General features: G+C 37.2%; 10 protein-coding genes. All 10 read right to left on the bottom strand.

The genetic code is table 11. From position 1 onward, the window contains the following. Nucleotides 1–6: 6 nt before the first annotated feature. On the bottom strand, nt 7–1,569 hold the full coding sequence (locus FZD51_RS24805) for a response regulator (protein ID WP_148977120.1): 1,563 nt from the start codon (nt 1,567–1,569) through the stop codon (nt 7–9). Then, nucleotides 1,562–3,328 (bottom strand): cache domain-containing sensor histidine kinase, encoded by a 1,767-nt coding sequence (locus FZD51_RS24800; protein WP_148977119.1) that lies wholly within the window; start codon nt 3,326–3,328, stop codon nt 1,562–1,564. The genes FZD51_RS24805 and FZD51_RS24800 overlap by 8 nt, the downstream gene beginning before the upstream one ends. 2 nt (nt 3,329–3,330) lie before the next feature. After that, nucleotides 3,331–3,972, bottom strand: coding sequence for a YesL family protein (locus FZD51_RS24795; RefSeq protein ID WP_148977118.1), 642 nt, complete (start codon nt 3,970–3,972; stop codon nt 3,331–3,333). Nucleotides 3,973–4,187: 215 nt separating this feature from the next. Beyond that, complete coding sequence (locus tag FZD51_RS24790) at nt 4,188–5,486, bottom strand: vWA domain-containing protein (RefSeq protein ID WP_148977117.1); 1,299 nt, start codon at nt 5,484–5,486, stop codon at nt 4,188–4,190. A 483-nt stretch (nt 5,487–5,969) separates the two neighbouring features. Continuing rightward, on the bottom strand, nt 5,970–6,335 hold the full coding sequence (locus tag FZD51_RS24785) for a hypothetical protein (RefSeq protein ID WP_148977116.1): 366 nt from the start codon (nt 6,333–6,335) through the stop codon (nt 5,970–5,972). Nucleotides 6,336–6,591: 256 nt separating this feature from the next. Next, nucleotides 6,592–7,134, bottom strand: a complete 543-nt coding sequence (locus FZD51_RS24780; protein ID WP_148977115.1) for a hypothetical protein — start codon at nt 7,132–7,134, stop codon at nt 6,592–6,594. Between the two features lie 152 nt (nt 7,135–7,286). Next, nucleotides 7,287–7,787: a hypothetical protein gene (locus FZD51_RS24775; protein WP_148977114.1), complete on the bottom strand. Its 501-nt coding sequence runs from the start codon at nt 7,785–7,787 to the stop codon at nt 7,287–7,289. Nucleotides 7,788–7,882: 95 nt separating this feature from the next. Further along, entirely contained in the window at nt 7,883–8,470 is a 588-nt protein-coding gene (locus FZD51_RS24770; protein ID WP_262381104.1) for a YobA family protein, read from the bottom strand. A 768-nt stretch (nt 8,471–9,238) separates the two neighbouring features. Further along, nucleotides 9,239–9,775, bottom strand: a complete 537-nt coding sequence (locus FZD51_RS24765) for a hypothetical protein (RefSeq protein ID WP_148977112.1) — start codon at nt 9,773–9,775, stop codon at nt 9,239–9,241. Between the two features lie 4 nt (nt 9,776–9,779). After that, on the bottom strand, nt 9,780–11,312 hold the full coding sequence (locus FZD51_RS24760) for a prenyltransferase/squalene oxidase repeat-containing protein (protein ID WP_148977111.1): 1,533 nt from the start codon (nt 11,310–11,312) through the stop codon (nt 9,780–9,782). Nucleotides 11,313–11,478: the final 166 nt, after the last annotated feature.

Below are 11,478 nucleotides of genomic sequence, written 5' to 3'. Positions count from 1 at the left end.
TTTTGACTATTTACTTTTCTTATATTGAGATGGAGTTGTACTCATAAATTTTTTAAACACCTGGCCGAAATATCGTGCATCTATAAAGCCAACCCTTTTAGCCACTTCGTTTGTTTTTAAATCAGTAGTATCCAAAAGCTTTTGAGCCATCTGCATTCTTTTTTCTGTAACAAAATTAATCAGGTTTTCACCTGTCTCTTTTTTAAATGTTCTGCTTAGATAACTTACATTCACATCAAGTTTGTCAGCCATATATTGTGCACTCAGATCAGGATTGTCATATTGCTGCTCGATTATTTTTTTTGCCTGCTCCACAATCCCGATATTGTTTTCACTCATCTCTTCGTATAGATGATCTTTAATTTGGATGATCACTTTCTTCATGAAATCCTGTAACTCATCTATTGATGTGCATTTCTCCAGCTGCCCGTATCCGACAGATATTTTAAAGTGTTTATCCCATTTGGATACGAGCAGTCCCAATTTAATGAGAAGCTCCAGGCATTGATTTAAGATGAACTGCTTATCATATGTGTACTTCAATTCTTTGAAAAGAAGTTCATATTCTTCTAAAATCCTTTCAAGGCTCCGCTCTTCAAAAGATTGAATAAAGCTTTCCAGACTGTTTGTGTTTTTATCCTCAGAATGTCTCTGCTTTTGATCATCAAAAATATGAACTATCCCTTTTCCTGCAAAGTAACTCCTCTCTAAAGCCTCAGCTGATTGCAAGTAAGAGGAGTGTAAACTGTTTACAGATGAATAGATTCCGCCAACTCCAATAGACACACTCAGTTTTTCTGCCAGCATGAGATGATCCAGTATCCTATCTGCTGCATCAATCATCCTGGTTCCCAATACCTTGCTGGGGACGCCTATTGGGAAGGTGGGCAGAACTATGATCTGATTGTCATTGGCCACATACCGCGCTGTAATATTGTTCTTATTTAACAGACCCTCCACGGACTTTATGATGCTTTGGCTGAGTATTTGATTCTCTTCATGATCATCCACTTCAATGGTTAGAACGGCTCCTTTTCCGAAAGTAAGACGAAAGCTTTCTATTTTATCTCTCAGATCTTTCGAATGAACAGTCCCTTTCACTGTAATATCATATAATAATGATTGCTCGATCAGCGGGATATTCTCCTGGAGAGCAGACTCTAAATATTGATAATTTTTATCCTGTTCTCTTTTTTCCTCGATATTCTTCACAACATTTCTGATCACATTCATAACTTCTTCCTTTATTGTAGGCTTGAGCAGATAATCAAAAACACTGTATTTGAGAGCTTCCTTAGCAAAAGTGAATTCATCATGTCCAGACAGCAGGATCATAATGGTATTTTTATGATGCTGATGAACATAGCTGGCCAGCTCGAGCCCAGTGCAGCCTGGCATGACAATATCCGAAACAATGATATCAGGCCTCAGCTCATCAATCATTTTTTTCCCCTCCAGGCCATTCGCAGCTACCCCTTCAATCATACAGTCCAGACTGGCCCAATCAATCTTCTCGGATAACCCTTTCGTGATCATGGGCTCATCGTCAATAATAAGAACTTTATACATTCTTATAGCCCTCCCTATGAACAGGCAGCGTCAATTCAAATACGGACCCGACATTTTCATTGCTGTCGATTTTCAATCCGTATTCTCTGCCAAATAGCAGCTTTATGCGATTCTGAACATTTAAGATTCCATTTCCTGTCCCTTTATTCTCATCCCGGTTCACATAAACTCCTTTAAGCAATGATGACATTGTCCTTTCGTCCATCCCAACACCATTATCGATTATCTGAATATGCAACAGATCATTTTTCACATATCCCTTAATGAGCAAATAACCATTCTCCAGTTTCTTTTCTAATCCGTGAATCATTGCATTTTCAACGATCGGCTGCAGGATCAGTTTGGGGACGAGGCATTTGTTTGCTGCTTCGTCAATTTGCATCGAATAATGTATTTTATCCTGGAACCGGATCTTCTGGATCGTCATGTAATCATCGATATATTTTGCTTCTTCTTCCAGCCTGATATATTCCTTATTGTTGGATATGCTTGTTTTTAACAGTCTGCTTAACGCAATGGTCATTTTACTCACTTCATCTGTTTTATCAAATTGCGCCATCCAATTAATGGCATCCAATGTATTGTAGAGAAAATGGGGATTGATCTGGGCTCTTAGTGCCCTCAATTGGGCTTCCTTCTCATTGATATCCTTCTGATAAATATCTGAAATCAGATTGTTGATTTTATTCATCATTTTATTAAAGCTATCGCCAACTCTTCCAAGTTCATCTTTGCGGTCAATTTGAACCTGGACATGGAAATTATCTTTTTCCACCTCATCCATAACAAGGCGCAATTGATTCAGCGGTTTTACAATATAATGTGTACTGATCCAAATCACAACAATTCCAATAATGATAGCCACCAGTCCGATTAAAAAAATGGTCCTTCCAATCAATGCAGGTCCTTCTGAAATCTCATTCAGACTCACTAAAGAGATGATTTTCCAGCCTGTTAATTCAGACTGATAGTTATTTACAATCATCCTTCCGTCCCCCGGAATATCCACAAAAGACTCGGAATCAATTGACTTATAATCCAGATCTGATGCCCAGGAAGTAAATGCATCATTTCCACTGTCTTCAGCATTCGTTAAAACAACATGATTTTCCTGATCCAGGATGATAATATGCCTTTCTTCAGTGGGATCATACTTCTGGATCCGGTCTTCCAGGTAAGAGGTTTTCATCGACATGGTTAAATAGCCAATTTCATTCATCTTGTATGAATGAATGCCGTATATCAGCCGATTGGCCGTAATGACCGAGTTTTCCACTTTCCAGGTTACTCTCCCGCTGCTATCATACATATCGGGGCGAAGTTCATTAAAGAATTTGAAGTCTTTATTATTAACACTTCTTCTTAAGTTCACCCTGAGATTTTCAGTATCATATAGATTGATAAGATCAACCTCATTGAACATAACCGTTTCATCCACCACTTGGGATGCTAAATATTTATTCAGGAGATGCATCTCTTTCCCAGTATCATATTGGATTTGCAGCAAACGCTGGATTTCATTGTTAAACGTAACCCCATCCATGACATCATTAAAAGATTCCACCATGTCATCGATACTTTTACTGATTTGAGTAACCATTATAGTATTATATCTAATCGCTTCATTGACCTGTATTTTAATGGCAATATTATATGTGAATACTGCTGTCAGCCCTATGATTAAACTGATACTAAGCGCATTCTGGAACAATAATTGATTCTTTAAATGGCGGAACTTTGGAAAGCGGAAATATTTCATGGCTATACCGCTTTATCTGCTGAAAAACTATGAGTGGACTTCTTTTTCATATTGATGATCGTATTTCCTGATATCCACATAATAACCATACTTGTTAAGCTTGCACCAAAACAGAAGAGTACAGGCTGAAAAGTCGAGAAGATCAAATAAAGGAGGATGCCTCCCATGACAATGCCAATTGTGCTAAGCGGCCGGTACACGCCCAAAGCACAGGCATATTTAATGCATTGCATACTAGTAAATTCATGCAAAACGTAGATAGGAAAAATGTGCAGCAGCACTATTACATATAAAATCGCCAAAACCACCACTAGGGCCGCAAGCACCTGAAAAGGCAAACCATTCATACCCGAGAAAAGATGCCAGTCAATAAAAAGGACTGTCCCGGCTGTTATCAGGATTAGCCCCAGCCTGTTACCCTTTAAAAAGTTCTTCTTATAAGCGGAAAAGAAATGACTGAATATGGGTGTATCCCATTCTCCCTTTTGGTATTTCCTCGCAATCTCGAACAATGAAATGGTTGATGGAAAAAGACCTAACACCACTCCACCCAATAAGGTAAAAATGACCCATAATATATTTAAAATGGCCAGCCGCATAATCCATTCACAAAGAGTATACAAGCCTTGAACGAAGCCTTTCATTCTATTTTTCCCCTTCCATGAAACCGATTACTTTTTTCTAATATAACAAAGATGGAAGGTGAACGGGATATAAATATCTATTATTCTAAATTTTCATACACAAAAGACCCAGAATCTTTCTGGGCCTTTCTTTGTGCATGGCTATATAAATGACTTGATATACATTTGTGAAACAGATGTGTGAAACAAGATTATTCGGGAGGTGCCTGTCACCGCTACTCCATCGCCTCAAACAATTCATCCTTCTTCACAGTGATCTTCTCCTGCGCATCCTCCTCAAGCTTCCCAATGTATTCAGCAAGAACACTTAAACGCTCATCCGCCATTTCCGTTATCGCCTCTACATCCTCAGACTTAACTTTCTCCTGACTCTCAAGCTCCTGAGCTGCCCCCCTCAGCACCTCATTCTCCACCCCAGCCATATTCATAAAATTACTTCTAAGCTTTTGTACGTCTTTACGGAGTTCGACACTTTTGAAGTTGATATCAATTCCGTTCATGGCCTTTTGGTTATTTTTCCGGATGGAGGAGATTGCCTCTCCCATCAGTTCATTGAGTGTATTGGTCAGCTCGAGCTTGGAGTTGACTGTATAATATTTTCCGTTGCCCGCTTCAGCTGTTTTTTTCAGCTGAGCCTGACCTGCATCATCTACATTAAAGCCGATGATATGCACCTTCACATTCAGGTCGGAATCTGCCAAAACTTTCGCTTCCTTTACCGGGTCGCCATCACAGGTTTCTATTCCATCACTTACTATATAGAGGATATTTTCTGTATCCTCTCCTGCCTTTTTCTTTAGGTCCTCATATCCCGCCTTGATCGAAGCCGCCAAAGGCGTCCAGCCGCTCGGCTTGAATTTTCCTAATGCCGCCTTGAACGCAGCTTGATCATAGGTATTGGCGTCATACATAACCTCGGTGCTTGCACAGGACATGGCTTTATCCTTGTCTTCCCCTGTCCCTTTGTGGCCGTAGGTACGCAGAGTCATGATGGTATCCTCCGGAAAACCGGCAGCAAAGTTATCGACCGCTTCTTTGGCCAGGTTCATTTTCACACCGCCGTTTACCTGTCCATTCATGCTTCCGCTTGAGTCGATCTGGATGCTGATATTCTTCGTTTTCTGACCTTCCTCTTCTGCTCCATACTCCCCGAAGGCAGGCTCATAATTGGCCAGTGCATCATTCACTTCAGAATAATCAACGGCAAACCAGTGCACCAGGCCATTGTACACTTCTTCCGCGGTCATACCTTCAGCTTCGAAATCCGCCATCACTTCTTCCTCAGTCATATTGGCTTCTTCCAATCCTTCATTCATCGCCTTTTCTATTTTTTCTCCCATCTGCTGCTTGACAATCTCTTCAGCTTCAGTGGCCGCCTCCGGGTACCGGACCGGCTCTTCTTCAATTTTTACCGATTTTACATCTGAGGAATCTGCTGCTGACGGATCTTCCTTGGAGCAGCCAGTAAAAATCATCATGAATGCCAATAAAGATACATAGTAGAATTTGCGCAATGATAAAACTCCTTTTCTTTCAGTTTTAAGAGTATCCTTAGCAAAGCTAAAGGATCAGTCATATTGACATATACCCATTTTTCAAAAATTTCCTTTTTTGTCCTATATATTAACTATCATGTGTTTTTAATTCAGTCAAACACATGCGCAGAATTGTCGAAGTTTGTCTGTGAATTTATTCCTGGTATCTCTTTAAATCGAGAGTTTTTTACTGTGATGAAAGTCTGAAAGTGTTATTGGGAGAGAGGCTTATATGCAGCTTTTTAATAGAGGATCCAAACCATATCTTACTTAATAGGTTAAACTATGAGTCTTTAGAATTATTTTATAGCTATAAGAAGCTAACTCTCACTTTATAGATTGGGTATGGAGGTTTCATTGAACGGAGATTGTCCATAAAAACAAGAGTAAAGCTATTTAACTTCACTCTTTGTGAAACTATTATGTGAAACAAGAATTATCGGGAGGTACCTGTCACCGCCACTAGAATCTATATACCAGTCTTTCTACACCAGCCCCCTCGGGCTCTATTACAAACCCGTGCTCCAGCCAAAACTTCTTACACCTCTCATTATCAGGATACAAAGAAATGATCCTGTTTTTATACATCTCCTTGAAAGCCGAAATAATCTTGCTGCCAGTGGCTTCCCCTTTTTCGAAAACCTCAAAATGATCTATTTCTATGCTTTCTGAACCGTAGACACCGCCAAAAGAAAAATCAATTAAAGCTACAATTTCATCATTCATCTCAACGAACTTTGGTTGAACGGGAATTCTCCAGCTTAATGTTAAATTTTTTGATTCCTTTAATTCCTTTACTTGCTCATAAGTGCAGTCTATAAATTTCATTTTATCGCCCCAAAATCATCATAATTATTGTTTTACTGCTAGAACGCCAGTTGGCCAAAAATATTAGAAGAACTATAAACTTTGGTTGATAGTGTTTCTACCTGCTCAGTTATGTAATTACTAAAAGAGAATAAGTCCTTTGGACAAAGAACTGCTTCTTAAAAAGGATGCAAAATCAAATCCACAGGTTTCTGGGAGACCTCGGTATTAGAAGAACTTGTAAACAAAACAACAAATTGATAGGCACTTAAAATTTTTACATCAACTCATAAAAAGACTCTTTCCCCAAATGCGGCGTGTACTCACGGACTAAACATTCCAGCTGATCCGGTCCATCAAGGTAAATCCAGTCATCTATACCGCCTATATAACAGAATCGTTCCACCTCGAACATACGCTCATCCCTGTCAATAAGAGTAAAGCAGAGCGATGTTTCATATTGTTTATATTTCTCAAGCATCGGCTTGGGTACTGGGGTGTCATCGAAGGAGTCGACTGCCTGATAGATATAAACGGTATTCTTTTTCACATCCAGCTTAAAATCTTCAATGATTGAGTATTTCTCCATCCCCTCTTCAATCAGCCGGAGCTCGTCTGCTGTAATAGGCGAGGTTGCCTGTTTTCTCAGATACAATTTCCCGTTTGGCTCTTCATAGATTTCATATCCTTCAGGGACATTCTCAATATCTGCTGCGCCTCCAGCCTTTTTTGAAAAATGATAAGAAGGGTTTCCTTTCTTCGTTAGCCGGCTGTGCAAGAAGTACGTATCACCTCTAAAGTTTTTGACAGACAAAACCATATGATTCCACCTTTCTGCATGGCAATCTTTCATCTGCAGAATAGCATAGTGAAGATTGGCTTGTGAACATAATAAAGTCGATAGTACCATAACGGGAGTTCCCCGCTCAATTCTAACGGCCTCTTCTCTCGCTGAAGGTGAGCCAGTTCCAACTACTCCTCAAACAAATCAGTCTCAAAAAAAGGATCAACCCCTATTTCTCTAAAAAAGTACTTCATTGGCGTATGTCTATTTAAAGTGTCTCTATTTGGGATCAAAACTTCCCTTTTCAAAGACCCATACAATTCCTTATCTATTTCCAAGGTGGAATCTGCATACTTTTGACTATTTTCCTCTTCAATTCCAATCAAAAAAGAAATGATATATTCGTACATGACCGGGAACTCTTTTTGTATGTGCTGATGGTTTTCTGTAAAAGCCTTGATGTATTCCTCTAATAATTGTGGCTTATCTAAAAAAGGAAAACGGCAAAGGCTATACCAATTCCCCAAATACACTGTAAAAACCGCTAAGCTGTATCGACGGGTTTCTTTATCAGGAGCACCAAAATACCTATAGTATTCTTCTTCCTCGAAAATTTGACCGGTATCAAAGTATCCGATTTCTATACCCTTAAGTCCTTTTTTAACCTTTTCGATGATTTCATTTGGCAAAGTTATTCCTCCAAACCAGCAGCTTTTCCGACATCAGTCTTTGAAGAGAGTTTATATCTGAGAAGTTTTCATTAGTTGAAATCGCGGACCTTCCTTCATTCCCCCAATACCTCCACCCTCTCTGCCCCTGTCTTAGGAGGAAGCAATTCCTGAGCCATTCCCTGATGAGTCACTGATACCTTTTGTCCCACTTCTAATTCCTTAAATTCTGTTTCTTCTACGTAAAAAATCATGCCATTCCCTTCTCGGGAAGCAATATCCATCTTCTCTTCTCGTGTTCCATTCTTAAGCATCTCATCTGAAATCTTATTGATCACCAGGATCTGGTGTGACTGTTCAGTCCATTTTAAGGCAATAATCCCCTCAAATACAGGCTTCTTAGAACAGACACAGTCCACAATTTTCACCTTGATGGCTCCTGCCTGGGCCGGGGCTGAGGCAGCTTTATCTCCATTATAGTAGACTATTACATTCTGCCCTTCTTTAAGCTTTTCCTGACGTTTGCTATCTAGATTGGATATATTAAAAAAAGTTCCTTCTCCCCCATAAGCCTCTGCAAGCTCCTCGAATCCTTTCTCCTCCATCTCTTTTTCAGTCGCCGGTACCACCCAAATTTCGGAATCACTTTTGCTTATGATATAACCTTCTTCTTGAACTGCACCTAGAGTACAGGCAGATAACAATAAAAGACAGCAAAATAAAAACAGTGTTCTAATGGTTGTCAGTCCTCCTCATAAGATTGCAGTTAAGGTATTCCTTTTATTTACAATTATATTTGAACTGGCTTGATTAAAGAAGGACAATAATAGATTTTGTGTAGTATTAAAAACAATCCTATCTTTAAGCAGATTGATGGCAGGATAGCCATACAAGGATACTTCTGACTACCTTATGAAAGCGATAAGAATTAATCAAACGTTTGATTAATGACAGTCAAAAGGACGGTACCATGGAACTTTTTTAAACTGAGCCATGGGACCTGTCCCCTTGGCTCGAAATAAATCCACATCTATTGAGAAAGCATAACGGGTTTATTAGTCCCCGATTTAAAAAAGCAGAACCAATTCTTATAGTGAATGGTTCTGCCTTTTTTATTGAAGGAAATACAGTTAACATTTTTATCTCATTCTTACTCCACATCTTTTTAATTAAACGTAGATTCATTAAGCTAGTCCTCTACATGGAATATTTTTCATGACCAGAATCATGTATCCACTCTCTGAGTTCCTCTTCTGGGCAATAACACCTTCAAATACCGCTTTCTTAGAACAGGCAGAGTTAATCATGCAGCAAAGGATTAAAAGAATAGCATCAAGGGAAAAGTCAAAAAATCATTACGACTAATAGATAAAAATGATGTTCTTTTACTAGATAACACTATTGGTTATTATATCTAAATACAAAGAAGTAACTGAAAATTAAAAATAAATCAGTTACTGCCTAAATCATCATTATTTGTTAAGATGTCCAGAATCCCATAACTTTTTTTTCTGCTTATCGAATGCTTCTACCTTAATAACAGATTCATCAACTGGTTGTATGAAACCATTGTTACCTTTTAGAGGAAACTTTACCTCTGTATTATTTTCTTCTAAAAGACTTACTGATTCAATAGAAGGTTGAGTTACAATTCCCGCTAGTAATATAGAAGGATGGTGACTAGTACTCTTGATTTCTAAAATAGAAATTGGTTCGTCGGTTAACTCCCATGATGATGATTTATTAGATTGGTACCCATCTTTTGTCTTAGTTATTTTTAATAACTCACCGGTATTATCATTTTTAAGAAGTGCATAACACATTAATTTATCTTCTGTAATAAGAACTGTTACCAACTTGTCATTTGATTCTAGTCCAGCAAGGTAATTATTAACCTCATTGTCTGATACCTCTAGTAACGTAGGCGCATCGTTATCTTTAGTCAATGTCAAGATTATAATAACCCCAAAGCCTAGTACCACGAGAATTGGAAATAAGAGCTTCTTCATATGTTTACTCCATTCTATTCAAGTTTTCTATACTTTCTAGTGTATAGTAAAAATCTTGAATTGATAATGGTTCCATAGTTGCAGAATATTTATGCATTCGTTTATTTAAAAGATGAATTAAAGTCTTATATACATCATTATTGTCATCTTTATCGATAGGTAAAGAACTTAATAGCATAAATACTAAACTTGAATTTTTATCCGAGTCTTTAACAAACGAATCCTTATATTTTTCCCAGTAATTATTAATATGTTCTTTTGAGACAATTCCATCAATCGAATTTAAATTCAATAGAAGTAACTCAGTGAAATAATTATCTTTATCTAGAACTTCAGGATCTATATTATATTCAGCTAATGAATTTTTCCCATTTGTTATCTTGTAGAAGTTTAAAAGGTCATATATATTTTCTACGGATTGAAGTTTGTTTTCATCCCTTAACTTTATTTCAGCATAATCAATTAGTTTACTATTGTTAATTTCAAATTCAGTCGCTAAAGCATTCAATTGAAGAAGATCTTCAGAATTGAATAAGTTATAATCTGAATTCATTATATCCTGAATAATACTTTTTGTTTTTTCTTTATTATGGTACTTCAAGCCTAACTTCTGGCTTAACATATAAATATATGAAGAGTTTTTTAGAGAGAACTCTTTTTGCACTATTGGAGAAAAGCCTCCGTTAAAGGATTTTTGTTCATTAACAGTTTTGCTTAATAGGTCTTCGTTAGGTATCTCAATATTGTAATGACTCAAAAAACTTAACGCAGCCTCTGTTCCTTGCTCTTCGCTATAGTCATCTAAAAAGATATTCCACCCGCCATCCATGTTTTGTTCTTTATAAATTCTTTCTACTAAATTTGGATTGGGTTTAGAATTGAAGTTGAAAATTTCATCTAAGATAATGACGTCTTGAAGATCATAAAGTAATGTACCGTCCTCACTATCTCCATCTAAAACACTCAAATAAAAGGATTTGAATAAATCCAAATCAATACCTATAATGCTGGTAATATCTTTATTGCCTATAAGTGACAAGCCTTTTAAAATCTGAGTTAGTTTAGCAGTGTTTATTTCTGTTTTATCAATCGCGTTCCATTGAGTTAATAGCCAATCAGTTGTGTCTTTCGAAATTCGCTTATCATTTGCTTTTATAATTGATATTGCCATAACAGTAGACCTGATATTATTCTCATTTGGTACCTTCCTCTCTAATTCCTCATAACTAGAAACAAAAGATCCATCCTTTAACTGAAACTTCATGAGTTTGTCATAAATAATTTTCATAATTTCGGAATCTTCATAGTTAGATATTCTGAGTATTTCTGCGGCGTAATATAAATCATAAACAACATTTGGGTTTTTTTTATTATCTATTAAATGTATTTGTTCTAAAATAAAATTTTCTAGGCTAGCTTCTTCAGAAGCATCTAGTTTTTCACCTAATAAATCCATAGTATTTAATATAAAATAGGAAGAATACAAATTTCCATATTGATGCTCCGCTGGTTCAATACTATAACCACCATAATCCATGTCTAATTTTCCAATTAGGTAGGAATATTTTTTTTTCATGATATCTAGGTACTTTTCATTTATTTCCGAATCTGAATATACAACATTACTTGAGGTACCTAGTTGTTTAGTCTCCTTTTTAGTTTCCTTATCATGTTCACAAGAAATCAGGAATAATATAAGAATG

Source organism: Bacillus infantis (assembly GCF_008180445.1).
Taxonomy (GTDB): domain Bacteria; phylum Bacillota; class Bacilli; order Bacillales; family Cytobacillaceae; genus Bacillus_AB; species Bacillus_AB infantis_B.
Note: the sequence above shows the minus strand (reverse complement) of the source record. Positions and strands in the feature narration are given on the sequence as shown.

What these genes read in the sequence shown, in the direction of transcription:
- FZD51_RS24760 (WP_148977111.1), bottom strand. Translation starts at nt 11,312, where the DNA reads ATGGATTATGGTGGTTATAGTATTGAACCAGCGGAGCATCAATATGGA.
- FZD51_RS24785 (WP_148977116.1), bottom strand. Translation starts at nt 6,335, where the DNA reads ATGAAATTTATAGACTGCACTTATGAGCAAGTAAAGGAATTAAAGGAA.
- FZD51_RS24795 (WP_148977118.1), bottom strand. Translation starts at nt 3,972, where the DNA reads ATGAAAGGCTTCGTTCAAGGCTTGTATACTCTTTGTGAATGGATTATG.
- FZD51_RS24765 (WP_148977112.1), bottom strand. Translation starts at nt 9,775, where the DNA reads ATGAAGAAGCTCTTATTTCCAATTCTCGTGGTACTAGGCTTTGGGGTT.
- FZD51_RS24780 (WP_148977115.1), bottom strand. Translation starts at nt 7,134, where the DNA reads ATGGTTTTGTCTGTCAAAAACTTTAGAGGTGATACGTACTTCTTGCAC.
- FZD51_RS24800 (WP_148977119.1), bottom strand. Translation starts at nt 3,328, where the DNA reads ATGAAATATTTCCGCTTTCCAAAGTTCCGCCATTTAAAGAATCAATTA.
- FZD51_RS24805 (WP_148977120.1), bottom strand. Translation starts at nt 1,569, where the DNA reads ATGTATAAAGTTCTTATTATTGACGATGAGCCCATGATCACGAAAGGG.